This is a genomic window from Elusimicrobiota bacterium (genome assembly GCA_016706425.1).
Lineage (GTDB): Bacteria > Elusimicrobiota > Elusimicrobia > FEN-1173 > FEN-1173 > JADJJR01.
This window is the reverse complement of record JADJJR010000001.1, coordinates 2,363,306-2,382,603: the sequence shown is the minus strand read 5'-3', so window position 1 is coordinate 2,382,603 and position 19,298 is coordinate 2,363,306. Positions and strand designations below refer to the sequence as shown.

Genomic DNA, 19,298 nt, shown 5'->3' with positions numbered 1-19,298 from the left:
CCGCCATCCCCATCCGGGAACCTCTTTTCTCGAAGGAGCCGTCATGAATTGTTATCTCTATTGCATGGCCTACCCCATCGAGGCGCTGGTGGCCTCCATGTTGCCCCCCGAGGAGTTCGGTTCTTATATGGCGATCGGGAGTAAAAAATCCTCCCGCGGCAAGGTCGTGTTTATGGAGATCGACAAGGATCACAAGGCGGAGGGGTTGGATATGGAGCGAGCGCGTCGCGAGTGCCGCCCCCACGCCGACGGGAGGCCCAAGTCCTCCGTTTACCTCTCCATTTACCGCGTGCTGGAACACCTCCCCCTTGAAAGCGTCAAACAACTTTATTTAACCACCAAAGACGGCCGCACGCTGGCCATTGCGCCCCAACAGGTGCCCACCGAAGCCTCGCATCTCCGGCGAGGCGGTGTGTTCCTTTATCAAGAACTGGCGCCGGCGCGGCCCCAGGTGGTGTCGGGCCTCGACCCGCTGGATTTCGGCCGCCTCATGACGGATCCCAAGAATCCCATTCGTTTGCCCAAACTCCTGTTCGCCCGCATGCGCGTGGGCGCCGAGGCCGGGTCCATCGCCGCGCAATCCGACCTGCCCTACGGGAACCTGCCGCATCTGCAGAACTGCGCCCAGGAAGTCCTTTCCAAGAACAAGACCACCAAGACCGTGGAACGCTCCCAAGATGACTTCTTTTATTCCGCCATCATGGATGGGCTGTATCTGGCTTCACCAAGCGCGTCGCTCTATTTCCCGTTCCCCACCGAAGCGGAACTGAAGGACAAGTATTACCAGTGGTGGCGTTCCGCCGTTTGATCCGCCCCCGATAACACAAACCGTTTCAATCGAAGGAGACCTTATGCATCACAACATCCCGTCGTATTTTTGGATCGCCCCGTTGTCCAGTTTGATCTGCCTGGGTTTTGCCGTTTACTTTTATTGGAAGATGATCCAGGCCGAGGAAGGCACCGACCGCATGAAAGAAATCGCGGGGTTCGTCCGAGAGGGCGCCCAGGCCTACCTGTTCAAGCAATACCGGGTCGTGGGTTACGTGTTTCTCGCGCTCTTTGTCCTTTTCGCCGTTCTGGCCTATTTCGGCATTCAAAACCCCTTCGTGCCTGTGGCCTTCGTCACGGGCGGTTTCTTCTCCGGGCTCTGCGGGTTCTTGGGGATGAAGACGGCCACGATGGCGTCTTCCCGCACCGCCTGGGGCGCCAAGCTTTCGTTGAATCGCGGTTTGCAGGTCGCTTTCCGATCGGGCGCGGTGATGGGGTTGGTGGTCGTCGGTTTCGGGTTGTTCGACATATCCCTCTGGTACGTGCTCCTCGACTTGGTTTACGAAAACAACTGGTTCGGGTTCGGGCAAAAATTGTTGGAACACGCCGGCGTCGCCGGCGTCTGGGCCCCGGAATTGATGCGTCAGCCCGAGGTTATGCAGGCCAAATTGGTTGAGATGACGACCACCATGATCACCTTCGGCATGGGGGCCAGCACCCAGGCGCTCTTCGCCCGGGTGGGCGGGGGCATCTTCACCAAAGCCGCGGACGTGGGCGCCGACCTCGTCGGTAAAGTGGAGGCCGGTATTCCCGAAGACGACCCGCGCAACCCGGCCGTCATCGCGGACAACGTGGGCGACAACGTGGGCGACGTGGCCGGCATGGGCGCGGACCTTTACGAATCCTATTGCGGAGCGATCCTCGCGACCGCCGCCCTGGGCGCGGCCTTGGCCGCGGGCACCGGAAAGGAATTGTTCGCCTACGTGATGGCGCCGCTCGTGATCGCGGGCATCGGCAATATTTTGTCCACCCTGGGCATCTTTTTGGTGCGAACCGAAGAAGGGGCGTCGCAAAAACAATTGTTGCGGTCCCTGGGGGTGGGCGTGTGGGTTTCCTCCATCCTTATCGTCGTGCTTTCGGCCGGGGTTGTGAAATGGATGGGGTTGCCCTGGGGCTTTTTCGTCTCCATGCTGTCCGGGCTCGCGGCGGGCATCCTGATCGGCCAATCGACCGAATACTACACCTCCGATTCCTACAGCCCAACGGCCGGGGTGGCCAACCAGGCGCGCATGGGTCCCGCCACCACCATCATCGATGGCATCGCCGTGGGCATGAACTCCACGGCGGCTCCGGTGCTCATCACCGTGGTGGCCATCCTGGCGGCCTACGGGTTCGCGGGCGGGTTTCACAACGCCGCCACCGGCCTCTACGGCGTCGCCTTGGCCGCGGTGGGCATGTTGGCCACCCTGGGCGTGACCCTGGCGACCGACGCCTACGGCCCCATCGCCGACAACGCCGGCGGCAACGCCGAAATGTCGGAACTGGGCAAGGAAGTGCGGGAACGCACCGACGCCTTGGACTCGTTGGGCAACACCACCGCCGCCACGGGCAAAGGCTTCGCCATCGCCTCCGCCGCTTTGACCGCGCTGGCCCTCTTGGCGGCCTACATTGAGGAAATCCGGATCTGGATCAGTCGGTTCGCCCAAAAATCAAACGGCGTTTTTGAATTCGCCGGCGCCAAAATGGCTTTCGTGACGAAGACCGACACGGTGGTCGCCGAGGGCACGCGCGCCGTGTTGATCGGCAAGGCGACCCTGGCGGATTTCGTGCAAGCTTACGACCTGAGCATCATGAACCCGTTGCTTTTGTGCGGGGTTTTTCTGGGTGTGATGACAACGTTCCTTTTCAGTTCCATGACGCTCAAGGCCGTCGGCCGCGCGGCCGGTCGCATGGTGGAGGAAGTGCGCCGCCAATTCGCCGAAATGCCGGGCATCATGGCGGGCAAGGAAAAGCCCGACTACGCGCGGTGCGTGGCCATCTCCACCGCGGGCGCGCAGCGGGAAATGGTCGTGCCGTCGATCCTGGCGTTGACCGTGCCCGTCGCCACCGGATTGATTCTGGGGGTGGCCGGCATCATGGGGCTTTTGACCGGAAGCATGGCGGGGGGTTTTATTGTCGCCATCATGCTCAACAACGCCGGCGGCGCCTGGGACAACGCCAAAAAGCACATCGAGCGCGGCCACTACGGGGGCAAGGGCTCTTTCGCCCACAAGGCGGCGGTGGTCGGCGACACCGTGGGGGATCCCTTTAAGGACACCTCGGGGCCGTCGCTCAACATCCTGATCAAGCTCATGGCCATGGTGGCGATCGTGACGTCGGGCATCATCGTGGCCTACGGCAACCTCATCGGTCGCCTTTTCCACTGAGAACGCATTAAAACCAAAGCCGGTCGCCCCGAAGGGGGCGACCGGCTTTTTCGTTGGGGGGAGGCGAAACGCTAGAAGAAAAAGCGCACCAAGGTGTAGGCTTGGTCGTTCGCGGTAAAGAACCCGGCCTGGCTGCTCGCCGGCCCGCCGTAGAGGTCGATGCCCACTTCCACGGTGACGTTGGGAATGTAATGAATGGAGACCCGCGGGTTCTGGTAATAACTTTTGTCGGTGGTGTTGAAATAACCCCGGTAGGCCGGGCGCATATTGCCGTTTAAAATTTCCAGGGTCATTTCCGCGCTGATTTCCGAACTCGTGGGGGGCGGCGAAATGCGGTTTTCGTAATCCCGAATTTCCGTCCGCTTGTAAGAGACATTGAAATAGGTGTTGGCGGGCCCGTTGTAGTCGGCCCCGATGACGTAGGAAACGACCGGTTTGCGCACCGTCTGCAGGTTGTCCGTCGTGAAGCTTTGACTGGAAATGTAGGCCGCGTCGCCCCGGATGCCGAAGGGCCCGGCCACGGTTTCAAACTCGAACCCGTAGACCTCCTCCCGCAGGTATTCGAATCGAATGGGTTGGGCGGGGAAGAAAAAAGGGAACACCGGGATGGGAAACCCACGGGAAAAACGCACCAGATCTTCAATGGACCCGGGCTCGTTGGTCACGAGCTGCGCCGGCATCGGGAGGGGGAACGCTTTTAAAGAGGGAATGTCCCGCCGGTGGTTCAGGTAGCTGAAGGCGTAGTCCACGCGCAGGAGCGTGCCCGAAAGCCTCGCGCCGTAGGTGCCGTCCCGCAATGTTTTGGGCTGGTCTTGTTCGATCACGTTGATGTTGCCGTATTTCCGTTCCAGATGGTCGAAGAACGCCCAATCGTCCCCGCTGATCAGGAATTTGGATTTTTCCCAATAGGGCGCGTAGATCCCCTGGAGCGAGACGTAGGTCGACAGCAGTTCAGCGTTGATCATCGGCACCGGAATTTTTCGGCTCGCGCGGTCCCGGGTCAATCCCTGGGTGAGGTCCTCCGGGTTGATGGAGTCCAGGGTGCTGATCTCGTCGGCCTTGCCCCAGCGGACGATCTGGTTGCCGACGCGCACGTTGGCGTGGTCCGTCGAAAAGTTCGCGAAGATGTTGTAGGGCCGAAGGTCCCCGTTCACCATCCACTCCCCCGCCACCATCTGGACGCGGGGGTTGGGCAACCACTTCGCCTCGGCGTTCAACTCGGTGTAGGTGACGCTGATGTCTTCGTACGCGTTGTCCCGCTTCAAGTCCCAGTTGAAACGGTTCGATAACTTGGCGGTGAGCTTCACGGGCATGGGCCGCGGGGGGGCCTTGGCCGCCCACAGGGGCGCCGCGCCCGCCCCCAAAAGGAGGGCGAGCAACCCCAGGGACCCGATACGGCGCCGTCGCTTCATTTGGGGGTTTTCAAATAGGGCCGGGTGAACATGCGGTCCGGCACCCCCCGGTTGTATTTGACTTCCAGCGTGCGGAGGATGGTCGCGTGTTTCCGCTCCAGGTTTTTCATCTCCACGGACATGACGGTCCAAATGCCGTTGATCTTTTGAAGTTTGGAAACGGTCAACACTTTGGTCGGCTGGCGCACCACCTTCGTGTAAAACTCCACCCGCAAGGGCACGTAAATGTCCTTGGGCACCCACGCCACCCATCGACGGTATTGGGACGAGGCGGGGTCCTTGGGCGTGCTTTCGATTACCCAACAGTCGTAGGTGCCGATTTTCTCCTCCCGGACCAGGGTGTGGTTGTCTTTGTCCACCGACCGCTCTTGCATGTCCTCGTAAGTGAAGTCGGTGTTGACGAAATCGCCGTCTTTCTGGCTGGAAACGATCCGCCGGTCCCGGCCCAGCTCGGGCAGGTAAAGGAACTGGTCGTCGTCGAGGTCGCTGCCCCGTTGCCAGGAAAGGAAACTCGTGCCATCGATGGACGCCGGTTCGGTGAACCGGGTGTAGGTTTTGCGTAGAGTGCCAAAATATTTGTAGGCCTGGATGAGGCTCCGTTTTTCGGAATAACCGCCGGCCGCTGTCAAAAACATCTCCACTTTCGCGTAGGCGTCCTTCCCGTCATCGCGGTCGTTGACGCGTTTCATTATTTCGCGGGCGTCGAGCGCGGGGGCGCTCCACGAGGTCGCGGCAACAAGCAGCGCCGCCAGGGCCATTCCCAGGGTCTTGTGTTTCATGTGTCCTCCTTATTTCACCATAAAAGTCGAAAGTTCGCGACGGAACGTGCCTTCCGCGATGGGGGGGGCGTGGCCCACCCGGAACAAAAGAATCAGGCCGTTATTGTCCTCCACCTCCGGGAAAGCCGCCCGAAAAAACTCTTCGGCGCGACGCAAATGCGCCACCGCCCGCGAAGGGAAAGCCCCGGGCCCTTCGGACCGGAGGCGGGCCAAAAGCAAATTCACGCTCGCCACGGGTTGGAAATCCAACCCCAGATAGGCGGCGGTCAACCACACGCGGGCGACCGCGCGACCGCCCTCTCGGAAATCCGCGTCTCCGTCGCCGGGCATGGTCACGAGGCCCACGAACGGGGCGCTGCGAATCAAGGCCCGCGCGTGGAGCGCCACCATGTCGTTGAGGCGCGACCGGTTCGCCAGAACGTTGACCGTCCAGGGCCGGGTGGCCCGGAGGAAAAGCGCCTGCGCCGCGTTCGCGCCCAGATTGCGGAAGGAAAAGCCGTCCCCCGTCGCCCGGGCGCTCGCCGCGTCGACGCGGGTCATGCGGTGGAAATGTTCGTGGGCGGAACGGAGCTCCACCCGGGCGCGGTCCGCCCAGTACGCCGCCTCCGCCATCGCCCGCACCCCCGCCGGATCGGTCCGGGCGTGGAGGCGGGCCCCGGAAAAATCGGCGACGGCGCGCGTCAAAGCGTTCCGGGCGTTGTCGCTCAAAGGTTCCTGATTGAAAGGACACCGGTTCGTGTCCCGTTCCCAGACCGCCTCCGCCAAGGGGTCGAGGGGGGCGGGGCCGGGCGCGATGCGCAAGGTCATTGAGAGCGGGTCGGCGTTCGGGACGGCGTTGACCTCAAGGCGGTAGCGGGACGCCACGGCGCGGATGTTTTCCACGACGCTCCCCAGGGAAATGAGGCTGGCCCGTTGACGAAAATTGAAGAACGAAAGATCACGGTTTGGCTCGACCGCCACGCGCAGGTCCGCCCCGCGCCATTCGAAACGCCAGGGTTGGGTGTTGTCCCCCGACGGCGCCTGGACCCCGGCGGCGACGAGGAAATTTTTAACACCGTCGGGCAGGAGGCCCGCCCCATCCCAATCCGGAGGGGCCGGTCGCGGTCGGAAACGCTCACCCCGACGCCGCAATTCCCGACCCAGCAGCCAGATTTTCGCTCTTTGCAACAGACCCCGGTTGCCCCACCGCAAGCGTCCGCCCGCAAAACGTTGCCGGTAGACGTCGAACTGCCAATAGGCGGGGGCGGGGCGAAGTCCCGGGCGTTTTAAAAGAACGCGCAGGGCCTCGGTGCAACCCACGCCGGCCAGGAGCATGAGGCCGCCGCTGATGGAGGGGCCCGCCCGGTCCTCCAGGCGAATGTGCCGGGGCATGGCGTAGGTGCGGTGCAGCATGGCGGGGACGATGCCCACGTAAAATTTGAGAATGGCCTCGAGATCCGGGGTGTCATCGTGAATGTCGAAGTAATCGTCGAAGGACATGCCGTCCGGCGTGAACACGAGTCCGATGACGCCGAACCCGATGGGCCCCGCCGTCACCACGGGGATGCCGAGCGCCCTCGCCCGGTTGAAGAGCGCGCGGCGGGTTTTCCAAACAAAAAAATCCAGCCCGTCCACGACCACATCGACCCCGGCCAGAAATTCATCCAAATTATCGGGACCGATGCCCCGCGGGAAAGTCTTGATTTCCAAATGCGGGTTGATCGCCAAGGCGTCGCGCCGCATGACGTCCACTTTGGGTTGTCCCAGGGTGTCGACCCGCGCGCCGTGCTGTCGGTTGATGTTGACCGGCTCGTAGCGGTCCATGTCGGCGATATGGAACTTGCCGACCCCGGCCCGTACCAGGGCGATCAAATGAACCCCACCGCCCCCCCCCATGCCGGGAATGGCGACCCGGCTGTTCCCCAGGCGGGCGAGTTCGTCGCGGGTGAGGACGCCCACCGTGCGGGCAAAGGCCTGGTCCCGAAAGGCCTCCGGGGTCGTGAGCCCCCAGTCGTTCAAGGAACGGGGATCACCCACGATGGATCCTTTCCCGCCAGCGGGCCCCGACCGCGAAGAGCGCCTTGAGAAAAAACATGTCCCCCATCATGCCCGATCCCAGAACGAACAAGTTCAGAAGGCCGAAATGAACGACCGGAATGAACTCGCCCAGGAGCAAAACGGCGAAACCGGAGCAGAGAATGATCGCCGAAGACAGGGAGGCTTCGTTCTTTTCGAAGGTGACGATTTCGAGGGCTTGCCGAAAGGGCGCGCCGGCCGCGCGCCATTCCCGCAACCGAACGAAAAAATGGACGGTGTCGTCGACGATAATGCCGAAAGCGGCCGCGGCGATGAGGGAGGTCCCCGTGTTCAGGGGAATGTTGAGCGCCCCCATCAGGCCGAAATTGAGCACGATGGGGAAAAGGTTCGGGACGAGAAAAAGCAGAGCCATCAACGGGGACCGCAGCACGAGGGCCATCACAACCCAGATCGTTCCCACGGCGGAGGCGATGTTCTTGACCTGATCCGTCACCAGGACGTGCGCGGTCTTGGCCAAGTCGAGGGCCCCGCCCACGACGCGCGTGTCCACCGCCGGATCGAGGACGTCCGCGATCTTTTTTTTCACCTCTTCGATCACGAGCTTGGATTCGTGCGAACCGTTTTTCACCAAACGCAGACGGATGCGGGTCCAATTCCAACCCGGGGTGACGTATTCGTCCAAATCGTCGGCGCCGTAAAGAAGAAGGAATTGGTCGACCTTCGCGCGGGTCTCCGGAAGGCGGTAACGACCGGGATCTTCGTTGTGGAACGATTTGTTCATTTCTTTGAGATAGTCCACGACCGAAAACCCGGTGTCGACGCCGGGAACGGAGAGGGCGCGCTTTTGTATTTCTTCGATCCGCCGCAGTTGGGCCGGGTCCCTAAAGGTGTTGTTGTCCGGGGAGCGGAAGGAAATCTCCAGGGTGTTGATGCCCGTTAAATTTTCACGGACGAAAACCATCGCCTGGCGGTTGGGATGGCTCGGCCAAAAATATTTCGTCAAATCCGTGTCCACGAGCAGGCGCCCGGACGCCCACGACCCGAGGGCCAACAGGCTCAAGCAAAGGGCGAGGATCCGGCCGGGGGATCGAAACACCGCGTGGTGGACAAAACGGACAAAGCGTGGAATGGCGCGTTCCACGTGCCGTTCGTCCCGGTAAACGGTCTCGGGTTTAAAAACCAACAACAACGGGGCGGCCAGGCCGAAGGTAAACAAAAATTCAAAAAACATGCCGGCGGCGGCCAAGCCGCCGAAATCCCGGATCGCGGGCACCCGGTTCCACATCAAGGACGCGAACCCGATGGCGGTGTTGACGCTGGTCAGCAGGCAGGGGAACAGGATTTGCTCCAAAACCGCACGCAGGGCGGCGCGGCGGTCCCCGCCGCGGACCAGGCGAATGTCGAGATGGGAAAACAGGTGCGTTAAATCGGCGGTCGCCAGAGCCAGAACAATCGGAATCACGGCGGCGGAGGCGTTGTTGAGCGGGAGTTTCAAGAAGGCGGCCAACCCCAGGGTGGAAGCGACGGTGAGGGTGACACTCAGACCGGCCAGGAGCAAAAGGCGGCCGTTGCGGAAAATCCACCAGGTGGTGGCCAAGACCAGAACAAAGGAGATCGGGAAGAATTTTTTCATGTCGGCGTCCATGGCTTCCACCAGGGCGACGTTCGTCACGGGCCAGCCCGCGAGATGGAATTCCCAGCCTTGGGCTTTCCAAGGGGCCAGGATGTCCCGAATTTCGCGCATCAACGCGGCGCGCCGTTCCCCCATTTGGTTGGGCACGTAAACGGCAATGGCCGTTGTGTCTCCGTCCGTGGAGATGATGTTTTTGAGGAACAGGGGGTTGGCGAGGGCCCTCTCTTTGAGAGAACGGAGGGCGGCCGGGTCCGAGGGGACGGACCCGATGAACCGGTCGACCACGAAATCGTCCCCGGTGCCGACCATGTCGTTGACGTGGGTCAAACTCACGACGTCGCGCACGTCCTCCAAATTCTCGACCGCGTCGGAAATGGATTTGATCATGGACAGGACCGGTGCGGCGAACACGTCCGGGGCCTGGAAAACGATCAGGAAAAAATCGTCCCGACTGAAGACGTCTTCCATTTGCTTCGCCAGCAAATGATCGGGGTCTTTTTCGACGATGAAATCGTCCACGTCCGGGCGATTTTCCAGCCGCGGCAGGTGGAAACAAAAAAAGAACCCCATCGCCAGGATGGCCAGACCCGTGGCGAACGCGCGGGCGCTGATCAGTCGGGCCAAAAAGCGAACCCAAAGGGGCGGTTCGGGATGGGGAAGGTCGGTCATTGTGTTTTGTGTTTTAGAAGGCTCCGGGTGAAGGGGACCGCGACCACGGTTCGTCGGGGCCCCACGAGGCTATTGTGTCCCCGGAATGGCGGGTCGTCAAGGGATTTCTCCCCGGCGTCAGGGGGTGCGGGTGAGGGTGAGGGGGTTGAAGCGGTTTTTGGCGAAGATGTACCACGCGGCGGCGGACGTGAAACCGCGGTCCGTTTTGACCCAGTCGAATCCGCCTTCGGTGTTGGCGGCGTACGGCAGGGCTTTGACCGCGCGCCCGTCGATCAGGCGGGGGATGAGCAACGCGTCCAACTGGTTTGCGTAGAAGTGGCCCCGCGCCGTGTTGCCCACGGCGTAATACGCGCAGGCCATGTGGCCGATGCCGTCCGCCCATATATTGTCGACGTCGACCGCCGCCGAATGGAAGAACCCCCACACGGCCCGGCCGTTGACCCGCAGGCGCTTGCGGTAGCGGAGGTCGTTTTCGGGAATGGAGAGCAGGTCGCCGCCTCCCTCGGGGCGGGCGAGGACGCGCCAGGTGTAAAGGTCAAGGGGCAGTCGGTTCCCGCCGATCGTCCTTGTGAGCCATCGGTCGATATTTTCAGCCAGATCCTTTCGTCCGGACAGGCGGAGGGCCGCGGCGGCGTCGATGTTGCCTTCCGGGTGCCCGTTGGTCTCGTGAAGCGCGGTGTCGCCTTTCCGCCAACCGTGTTGCACGTAGCCGCCGCCGTTCACCGGCTTAAAGTTGAAAATCAGCCATTGGGTCAAAAGGGCTGTGACGTCGGCGTAGCGCGCGGGGTCGTAACGCCGTTCGTAGTGCCGGTAGGCGATCAGCAGCCACGCCATGTCCCCCATCCAGCGGTCGGTGTTCGCGGGGGCGTCCCCCGCGAGCCCCTCGGAGGAGTCCCGCAGGAACATGTCCTGGAAAAACCCCCGGGGCTCGCCCCGGTAGAAAAAGTTCTGTCGGTTCTTGGTGCGGTTCTCCCGGACGGCCGCGGCGCTGTAATAGTCCAGGATCCGTTCCGCCCGTTCCCGATCGTCTTTTAAAATGAACACCAGGGCGGCGAGGGCGTTGTTGAAGGTTTGCGCGCGGTTGTCCTCCATGGAGGGCAACAATTGTTTTTCGAGGGACGCCGTGTCCTGGACGGCTTTGAGCCATTCGTAGACCCGCGGGTCCTCGGGCCGGGCGGCCCGGTGGCGGCGTTGAGCGAACCCGAAGCCTTTTTTGTGCCGGTGGGGATCGAGGCGCGGCCCGTCAGGGGTTGGCGTCGCGGGCAGACCCGGCCGGCCCAGGCCGATTTCATCGATGGACAAGGTTCCCGATTCGGCGGTTCCCGCGATGGCCAACGCGATTTGCACCGGACGGTCGAGGGTGGAGTTCCCTCCCCAACCGTACTCAAAGCTGTCCTTATACAAGACCACCGATTCCCAGCGCGAGCCGTGGCGTTCCAGGGGGTAACGGCAGAGGAAATTGGACCCGTCGGCGTCGATGATTTTGACCTCCAGCGTGGCCGCCCCGTTGGAGCGGAAAACAAAACACAGCGGTTTCCCGTTCAGCGGACCGTCGGTCCAGGCGCGCGCCATTTGCACCCACCGCGCGCCGGGACCGGCGAGGGTGTAGCGGAGGTCGAGCCGCAAACCGTCAATGCCCTTGCCCGGTTGGACGTTGAGGGCGCTCAGCCCGTCGGTATCAATAGTCCAAAGGCCGGGGCTGTCCCAATCCGACCCCTTCGCGTGAAGGGGTCGGACCGTCAAAAGGAGGGGGAGCAAAACCAGCAGGCGCGTCGCTTTCATGCCGGCAAGGGTACATCACCCAAAGGGAAATTCCCCCAAAGGAGTTGTAACATAGTTGTAACGGTTTGCGGGCTCCGCGGCGATCGGCTATAATGGGTCCCCGCCCATGACTCCCCCCTTCGTTCACCTGCACAATCACACGGAATACAGTCTGTTGGACGGCGCCACTCGTCTGACGGACGAAAAGGGGAATCCCTCCGAATTCATACGCGCCATGGCGGCGGCCAAGTTCCCGGCCCTGGCCGTGACCGATCACGGCAACCTGTTCGGCGCGATTGAGTTCTATTCGGTCTGCACCGAGGTGGGCATCAAGCCCATCATCGGGATCGAGGCCTACATCGCCCCGGAGTCCCGGCTCGACCGCAAGGGCAGTCCCTCCGAGGCGTCCAACCATCTCACCATTTTGGCGACCAGCGACGTGGGGTACAAAAACCTCATGAAGTTGACGTCCCGGGCTTACCTCGAGGGGTACTACTACAAGCCCCGCATCGACCGGGAAATCCTGGCCCAGCACGCCGAAGGGTTGGTGGGGCTGTCGGGCTGCTTAAAGGGCGAGGTGTCCAGCGCCCTCCTCCGCGACGACACGGCCCGCGCCGAAAGGGCCCTGGACGGATACCGGCAGATCTTCGGCAAGGACAATTTCTATGTCGAGTTGATGGACCACGGACTGCCCGACCAGCGGAAGGTCTTCCCCCGGTTGGTGGAGTTGGCCCAGCGCTTCGACGCGCCGCTCGTGGCGACCAACGACTGCCACTATTTCCGCAAGGAGGACGCCTTCGCGCACGACGTCCTTCTGTGCATCGGCACGGGGAAAACCCTCGACGACCCGAAACGCCTCAAATACGCCGCCCCGGAGTTTTATTACAAGTCGACCGAGGAGATGCTGAAGGTCTTCGGCGAGGTGCCCCAGGCCCTCGCCAACACCCTCGCCATCGCCGAGCGGTCTCAATTGAACCTCAAGTTCAACCAAATCCTCCTGCCGCGCTACGACGTGCCGGTCGGCGAGTCCCCCGAGAGTTACCTCGAGAAGCTGTGCCTGGAGGGCCTCAAAAAACGGTTCGGCCACATCCGCCCCGACTACAAAACCCGCCTGGATTACGAATTGGGCATCATCCGAAAGATGGGGTTCGCCACCTACTTCCTCATCGTCTGGGATTTCATCCATTACGCCCGGAGCCAAGGGGTGCCCGTGGGCCCGGGGCGCGGGTCGGGCGCCGGCGCCCTGACCGCCTTCGCCCTCAGCATCACGAACATCGACCCCCTTCAGAACGGCCTCCTGTTCGAGCGCTTTTTGAATCCGGAACGGCGGTCCATGCCCGATTTGGACATCGACTTTTCCGATGACGGTCGCGAAAAGGTCATCGACTACGTGCGCCACAAATACGGCGAAACCTGCGTGGCCCAGATCATCACGTTCGGCTCGATGCTGGCCCGCCTGGTTGTGCGGGACGTGGGGCGCGTGCTCGACCTGCCGCTCCCCGAGGTCGACAAGGTGTGCCGGCTGATCCCCCGGGAGCTCGGCACCACCATCCACACCGCGCTCCAGGCTGTGCCCGAACTCCAACAGCTCTACAAAACCGATCCCCGGATCAAAAAACTCCTGGACCTCGCCCAAAAGCTCGAGGGCCTTAAACGGCACACGGGCGTCCACGCCGCCGGCACGATCATCGCCGCGGGGGAATTGACCGAGCACGTGCCCCTGGCCAAGGGGTCCCGCGACGTCATCACCACGCAGTACAACGACGAAGGACTGCTGAAGCTGGGCCTTTTGAAAGTGGACTTCCTGGGCCTGCGGACCCTCTCGGTGATCCGCGACGCCGTGAACCTGGTACGCGAGCGCCACGCGGCGGAGTTCGACATCGACAAGATTCCCTTGGACGACCCGGCCACCTTCAAACTGCTGGCCCAGGCGCGGACGGCCGGGGTGTTTCAGCTCGAATCCGGCGGCATGCGGGACCTTCTGCGCAAGCTGAAGCCGACCACCCTTTCCGACGTGGTGGCGCTCATTTCGCTCTACCGGCCCGGCCCCATGGGCTCGGGCATGTTGGACGAGTTCGTCGCGCGCAAGCACGCGCGCTCCAAGGTCAAGTTCGACCACCCCCTGCTCGAACCGTTGCTCAAGGACACCTACGGCATCATCGTCTATCAGGAACAGGTGATGCAGATCGCCCAGGTCTTGGCCGGCTACACGCCGGGGCAGGCGGACCTCCTCCGCAAAGCCATGGGTAAAAAGATCCCCGAGATCCTCCAGCAACAGAAGGACACGTTTTTGAAGGGCTGCAAAGAGAAGGACGTCGACCGGAAAATCGCCGAAAAAGTGTTCGACCTCGTGGTCCAGTTCGGCGGGTACGGGTTCAACAAGAGCCACGCCTCGGCCTACGGCCTCGTCAGTTACCAAACCGCTTTCCTCAAGGCCAACTACCCCGTGGAATTCATGACCGCGGTCTTGACTTCGGAAATCGGGCACTCGGCCCTCGGATCCAAAGAGGTCGAGTCGAAGCTCGTGACCTATATGGGCGAGGCCCAGGACATGGGGCTCGAGATCCTGCCCCCCGACGTCCAGGCCTCCATGACCGTGTTCGCCATCGAGAGCGGCGCCAAGGCCCCGAAAGGCCAGATCCGTTTCGGGCTGTTGGCGGTGAAAAACGTGGGCGACGGGGCCGTGGCGTCCGTGCTCGCGGCGCGGGCGCGGGGGCCCTTTGAATCCCTGGAGGATTTCTGTGCCCGGGTGGACACCCGCCAGACGAACCGCAAAGTGCTGGAATCCCTCGTCAAGGCCGGTGCCTTCGACCGTTTCCGCCCCGTCCTGGGGGAGGAGACGGAGGAAGTCCGCATGTCCGAGTTGGCCCGCTGGCGCGCCCAGTTGTTCGACCGCGTCGTGGGCGCCCTGGACCGCGCCTCGAGCGTTCGCGCGGAGGCCCAGTCCGGTCAGGCGGCCTTGTTCGATTTGGGCGGGGTGATGGCGCCGCCCCCGCGCCCCACCTCCGGGGCCGGGGCCCCGGCCGTTTGGTCGGAGCACGAACTGCTCGCCCACGAGAAGGAGGTCCTGGGGTTCTATCTGTCGGGCCATCCCTTGGCCCGCTACCGACGCGAACTCAGTTCCTACACCACCCACACCCTGGGACGGTTGCCCGAGTCGGGCATCGTGCGCGTCGCCGGCATGATCGCGAACACCAAAAAAACGATCACCAAAAACGGACACGCCATGAGCCGATTCAAATTGGAGGATCTGGACGGCGAGGTGGAGTGCGTCGTCTTTCCGAAGACGTACACCCCCGCGCTGGCCAAAATCCTCGTGGCCCACGAAATGGTCGTTGTCAAAGGCCGGGTGGAACCGCGCGCCGACGATAAAAACCTGCTTGTGGAAGAGGCCGTCGGGCTGAAAGACGCCCGGGAACGGTTTGTCAAACGCGTCGTCGTTCGCCTGTCGACGGCCGGCTTGGCGGACGACGCCGTGGCCCGCCTGCACCGCGTCGCCGCCGCGCACCCCGGCGGGTGCCGCCTCTGCTTCGAACTGTCGACTCCCACCCACGGCGTTTACCACCTGGTCAGCGAGGAAAAAGTGACGCCCACCGACGGGTTGATTCACGAATTGGAAAACCTGGTGGGCCGCGGCGCCGTCGAACTTCAGGCGTAATTGGTATAATACCTCCAACCGCCCCCAGCGGTTTTTCTATTTCCGGAGGAACGATCGTGAAACAATACCGTGTGGCGGTGGTGGGCGCGGGCGCCGTCGGCGTCCAGATGGTGCGCATTTTGAACCAACGAAAATTTCCGATGTCCGAGTTGCGCGTGCTCGCGCGGAGCGCCCGGACGCTCGACATCGACGGCCGCTCTTACGCGGTGAAAGAAACCACCCCCGACGCCTTCGACGGCGTCGACATCGCGCTTTTCGCCGGCACCGAAGGCGAAAAAGGCGCGGCCCTGACCTTCGGCCCCGAGGCGGTCAAGCGCGGCGCGGTCGTCATCGACAACGGCTCCGATTACCGCATGAAAGACGACGTGCCGCTCGTGATCCCCGAGATCAACGGGGACGCCCTCAGAAATCACCGCGGCATCATCGCCAACCCCAATTGCACCACGGCCATCATCTTGATGGGTCTCGGCCCCCTGCACAAGGTCTTCCGCGTGAAGCGGGCGGTGATCTCCACCTACCAGGCCGTCTCCGGCGCGGGGGCCAAAGGCATCGACGGCCTGCGCAAACAGACGGAAGCCGCCCTCAAGGGCGAAAAAATCACCGACTTGAACGGTTTCCCGAACCCCATCGCCTTCAACGTCCTGGCCAACAACTGGGCCATCGAGGAAGAGGGCTATTCCAACGAGGAATGGAAAGTCATCAAGGAGACCCACAAAATCCTCGGCGACGACTCCATCCACGTGGCGGTCACGACGGTGCGCGTTCCGGCCTATGTGGGCCACGGCGAATCCGTTTGGATCCAGACCGAAAAACCCATCCCGCCGGACGCCGCCCGCGCGGTGTTCGCCCAGGCCCCCGGCGTCCGGGTGGTCGATGAAAAGTCGCCCCTGGACGGGGTCACCTGCCCCATGCCGATCCTGGCCGAGGGGCGCGACGAGTCCCTGGTCGGGCGCATCCGCCGCGATCTCTTCGACGACCACGCCCTGGCGTTCTGGGTCGTGGGCGACAACCTGCGCAAAGGCGCGGCCCTCAACGCCGTTCAAATCGCCGAAGTCCTGGCCCAACGCGATTGGGTCAAGCCGGCCGTCGCCGCGCGCTGACGCGATGCGGGTCCTCGTCCTCGGGGCGACGGGCCAGCTCGGGTCCGACCTCGCGCGGACGAACCCCGACCACGCGCTGACCGCGCTGGGCCGGACCGACCTCAACATCACCGACGCCGCCGCGCTGGCGCGCCGCCTGTCGGACGCCCGCCCCGATTGGGTGTTGAACGCCGCCGCCGACAATCGCACCGACGCCGCCGAGGACGAACCCGCCGCCGTTTTCGCCGTGAACACCTGGGCCGTCCGCTCCCTCGCGTCGGCCTGCGCGGCGGCCGGCGCGCGCCTGCTCCATTTCTCAACGGATTTCGTTTTCGACGGACGCAAGGGCGCCCCGTACGTGGAATCCGACGCGCCCAACCCCATCAACGTCTACGGCCTCTCCAAATACGACGGGGAACGCTTCGTTCTGTCCGCCGATCCCGGGCACCTGGTGGTGCGGAGCGCGGGTCTCTTCGGCCGGGCCGGGTCCCGCGCCAAGGGGGGAAATTTCGTCGAGGCCCTCGCCGCCCGTGCCCGCCGGGGCGAACCCGTGCGGGCCGTCACCGACATCGCCATGTCGCCCACGTTTACGGCGGATTTGGCGGAGAAGACCTGGGCGTTGATCGGTCGCGCCCCGCCGGGGGGCGTCTATCACCTCGTCAACGCGGGCGGCGCGTCCATTTATGATTTGGCCCGCGACGTCGTCGCCGCCGTCGGAGGGCGCGGGGCGGTGACGCCCATCTCCGCCAAGGATTGGCCCGGGAAAATTCGCCGCGCCCCCGACACCCGCCTCGCCAGCGAACGCCTGGCCGCCCTGGGGCTCGCCCCGCTCCGCCCTTGGCGCGAGGCTCTCGCCGATTATCTGAAACAATCGTTTTGACTTTCCCCGAAGGTCTTGATATAAAGTTTACGGTGGTTTTTGGGAGGTCGACGGCAAAAGATGGCACAAGATGGACAGTCATCCGTTAAAGAGGTCATGGACATCCGGGAGTTGGCCGGATACCTGGGCATCGGCAAGTCCAAAATTTACGCGCTGATCCGCGCGCGCAAAATCCCGGCGTCGCGCATCGGCCGCCAATACCGCTTTTCGAAAACCGTCATCGACGCCTGGTTGCGCGAAAGCCTCATCACCCAATCCCCCGAACCCCAGGGGCGGCTGTTCGGCGCCTGACATCGACGGAAAAACGGGGTTTCGTCGGCCGACGGAAATCGCCGGCGGGATCGACGGTGAAGGGGCTTGCAATCCGTTGAAAAAATGTTACAGTTTTTTCCATAAGCACCGCATTTCCACACGAGGAGGTGACACACATGGCACAGAAAGTGGCGAAAGCCGGCGTTAAACGCGAGGACGGGTACCTCTACTTCATCGACAAGCAGGGGGACGTGTCCCGGGCGAAAATGGCCCGTGGTGGCAAAAAAGGCGGCAAGCCGACGAAAGTCGCAAAGGTTGGCGTCAAGAAGGAAAAGGGTTTCCTGTACTTCTTGGACAAGCAGGGAGACGTTTCCCGCGCCAAGATGGTCCGCCGTTAATCAGTGCCGGCGCGCTTCGGCGCGACCGCTCGTGGACGCGGTGGGTGGGCTCATCCCCTCTTTTCCGACGTCTTTTTGATCCCGCCTCCTCCCGGTGCGAACCGGGGGGAGGCGGGGTTGCTTTTGGAGGGGGGACGCGACGGGGACGCTCGGTCGCAGAGCTCTTTCGCTCGGACGAAGGCGAACCGCTCGCTGACGCGGTTCGCCTTCGACGCCCCTTCGGTCCCCACCCCGCCCCCGGCGGAGGGGAAGGGGGAATGTTGGTTTTAGTTTCCGCGCTTGGCGGGGTAGCCGAGGGTGGGCAAAAGGGCGCAGAGCCGTTCGCGTTGATCGCCCTGTATAACCAAAGCGCCTTTTTCCAACACGCCCCCGGCCCCCAGGCGGGTTTTTAAAGTTTTTAAAAGCGCGGCGAGTCCCTCGGGGGGAGCGCGCACGCCCTCCACACAGGTCACGGTTTTGCCTCCGCGACCGGTGCGTTCCAGTCGGACCACAACGGGGGGGTGGGCGGGTTTTTCCATAATCAATATTTTCCAAAATCGCCGCCCGGGCGACAATGGAATTTCCTAAAATTCTCGTTCGGCGCGGGTTCACGGACGCGCGGCGGCGCGCCGTTGGATTTCAGGGGGGAAGCATGAGTGCGTTTTCGTTGGCGGTGATTTCGGCCCTGGTGTGGGGGGTTTCGGCGTTTTTTGAAAAGTGGGGTCTGCGTCAGGCGGACCCCGCTGCCGGGGTTTTGGCGCGAACCCTCGGGGTGGCCGTGGGCTGCGTGATTTTCGCGCTGGCGGCCCCGGCGGTGGTTCAGCGATTTTGGGTCATGGACGGGCGCTCCCGCTGGGCCTTGATCGTCGGCGGGGTGTTGGCCAGCGTGGTCGCGCAGCTCTTTTTCTACCGCGCGCTCAAAATCGGCGAGGTCGGCAAGGTCGCCGTCGTGGGCGGGGCTTGGCCCGTGGTGGCCTTTCTCCTCAGCGCGGCGTTTTTGGGGGAGCCGGTCACCCGGCAAAAAATCGTGGGCATCGCCCTGGTGGTGTCCGGGGCCGTGTTGCTTCGTTAATTCCAAGGAGGCCGCCGTGGCGCAAGAGTTTTCCTTCGATGTGGTCAGCGAGGTCGATCTGCAAGCCGTCGACAACGCGGTCAATTCGGCGAACCGGGAGTTGGGCACCCGCTTCGATTTTAAAGGCAGCGTCAGTCGCGTCGACTTCGATAAAAAAGAGGGGAAGCTCACCCTCGCTTCCGATAACGAGGGCAAGCTCAAAAGCGTCATTGATATTCTTCAGAGCCGGCTGGTCAAACAGGGGATCCTGCTCAAGGCGCTGGATTTCGGAAAAATCGAGCCCGCCGAGGGCGGCACCGTCCGACAAACCGCGAAAATCGTTCAGGGCGTCGCCTCGGAAAAAGCCAAGGAAATGGTCCGCGCGATCAAGGACGCCAAGTTGAAAGTCACCCCGGCCATTCAGGGGGATCGCCTGCGGATCACCGGCCGCGCCAAGGACGATCTCCAGACGGCCATCGCGTTGTTGCGCGCGCGCGATTTCGGTTTGCCCATCCAATTCACCAATTACCGCTGATG

The 19,298-nt window shown here is 62.9% G+C and carries 15 protein-coding genes; 9 read left to right on the top strand and 6 right to left on the bottom strand.

Annotation, left to right across the window (positions count from 1 at the left end):
* Positions 1-43 precede the first annotated feature (43 nt).
* Positions 44-808 (top strand): hypothetical protein, encoded by a 765-nt coding sequence (locus tag IPI56_09850; GenBank protein ID MBK7546030.1) that lies wholly within the window; start codon positions 44-46, stop codon positions 806-808.
* Between the two features lie 43 nt (positions 809-851).
* Positions 852-3,194, top strand: coding sequence for a sodium-translocating pyrophosphatase (locus IPI56_09845; GenBank protein MBK7546029.1), 2,343 nt, complete (start codon positions 852-854; stop codon positions 3,192-3,194).
* Between the two features lie 71 nt (positions 3,195-3,265).
* Here IPI56_09845 and IPI56_09840 read toward each other — a convergent pair whose 3' ends face one another.
* The 5 genes from IPI56_09840 to IPI56_09820 form a co-directional block, all read right to left on the bottom strand.
* The gene (locus IPI56_09840; GenBank protein ID MBK7546028.1) at positions 3,266-4,606 is read right to left on the bottom strand and encodes a DUF1302 family protein; all 1,341 of its coding nucleotides are present in this window, start codon (positions 4,604-4,606) and stop codon (positions 3,266-3,268) included.
* Complete coding sequence (locus IPI56_09835) at positions 4,603-5,385, bottom strand: outer membrane lipoprotein-sorting protein (protein MBK7546027.1); 783 nt, start codon at positions 5,383-5,385, stop codon at positions 4,603-4,605. The genes IPI56_09840 and IPI56_09835 overlap by 4 nt, the downstream gene beginning before the upstream one ends.
* A gap of 9 nt (positions 5,386-5,394) precedes the next feature.
* Complete coding sequence (locus IPI56_09830) at positions 5,395-7,401, bottom strand: ThiF family adenylyltransferase (protein ID MBK7546026.1); 2,007 nt, start codon at positions 7,399-7,401, stop codon at positions 5,395-5,397.
* Positions 7,394-9,703, bottom strand: a complete 2,310-nt coding sequence (locus tag IPI56_09825) for an MMPL family transporter (protein ID MBK7546025.1) — start codon at positions 9,701-9,703, stop codon at positions 7,394-7,396. Before IPI56_09825 ends, IPI56_09830 begins: the two co-directional genes overlap by 8 nt.
* 117 nt (positions 9,704-9,820) lie before the next feature.
* Positions 9,821-11,485 (bottom strand): hypothetical protein, encoded by a 1,665-nt coding sequence (locus IPI56_09820; GenBank protein MBK7546024.1) that lies wholly within the window; start codon positions 11,483-11,485, stop codon positions 9,821-9,823.
* A 106-nt stretch (positions 11,486-11,591) separates the two neighbouring features.
* Here IPI56_09820 and dnaE point away from each other — a divergent pair, with 106 nt between their 5' ends.
* From dnaE to IPI56_09795, 5 genes are all read left to right on the top strand, one after another.
* Positions 11,592-15,122 carry a DNA polymerase III subunit alpha gene (gene dnaE / locus IPI56_09815; GenBank protein MBK7546023.1) on the top strand — a complete coding sequence of 1,177 codons (3,531 nt, stop codon included), beginning with the start codon at positions 11,592-11,594 and terminating at the stop codon, positions 15,120-15,122.
* Between the two features lie 56 nt (positions 15,123-15,178).
* The gene (locus IPI56_09810) at positions 15,179-16,222 is read left to right on the top strand and encodes an aspartate-semialdehyde dehydrogenase (GenBank protein MBK7546022.1); all 1,044 of its coding nucleotides are present in this window, start codon (positions 15,179-15,181) and stop codon (positions 16,220-16,222) included.
* 4 nt (positions 16,223-16,226) lie between these two features.
* Complete coding sequence (gene rfbD / locus IPI56_09805; protein ID MBK7546021.1) at positions 16,227-17,081, top strand: dTDP-4-dehydrorhamnose reductase; 855 nt, start codon at positions 16,227-16,229, stop codon at positions 17,079-17,081.
* A 60-nt stretch (positions 17,082-17,141) separates the two neighbouring features.
* Complete coding sequence (locus IPI56_09800; protein ID MBK7546020.1) at positions 17,142-17,372, top strand: helix-turn-helix domain-containing protein; 231 nt, start codon at positions 17,142-17,144, stop codon at positions 17,370-17,372.
* Between the two features lie 137 nt (positions 17,373-17,509).
* Entirely contained in the window at positions 17,510-17,731 is a 222-nt protein-coding gene (locus IPI56_09795; protein ID MBK7546019.1) for a hypothetical protein, read from the top strand.
* Positions 17,732-17,997: 266 nt separating this feature from the next.
* Here IPI56_09795 and IPI56_09790 read toward each other — a convergent pair whose 3' ends face one another.
* Positions 17,998-18,249: a translation initiation factor gene (locus tag IPI56_09790; protein ID MBK7546018.1), complete on the bottom strand. Its 252-nt coding sequence runs from the start codon at positions 18,247-18,249 to the stop codon at positions 17,998-18,000.
* A gap of 113 nt (positions 18,250-18,362) precedes the next feature.
* On the opposite strand from IPI56_09790, the gene IPI56_09785 reads away from it, so the two are divergent.
* Together IPI56_09785 and IPI56_09780 are read left to right on the top strand one after the other, a co-directional pair.
* Entirely contained in the window at positions 18,363-18,782 is a 420-nt protein-coding gene (locus IPI56_09785; GenBank protein ID MBK7546017.1) for an EamA family transporter, read from the top strand.
* A 16-nt stretch (positions 18,783-18,798) separates the two neighbouring features.
* The gene (locus IPI56_09780; GenBank protein ID MBK7546016.1) at positions 18,799-19,296 is read left to right on the top strand and encodes a YajQ family cyclic di-GMP-binding protein; all 498 of its coding nucleotides are present in this window, start codon (positions 18,799-18,801) and stop codon (positions 19,294-19,296) included.
* The last annotated feature ends 2 nt before the right edge of the window (positions 19,297-19,298 follow it).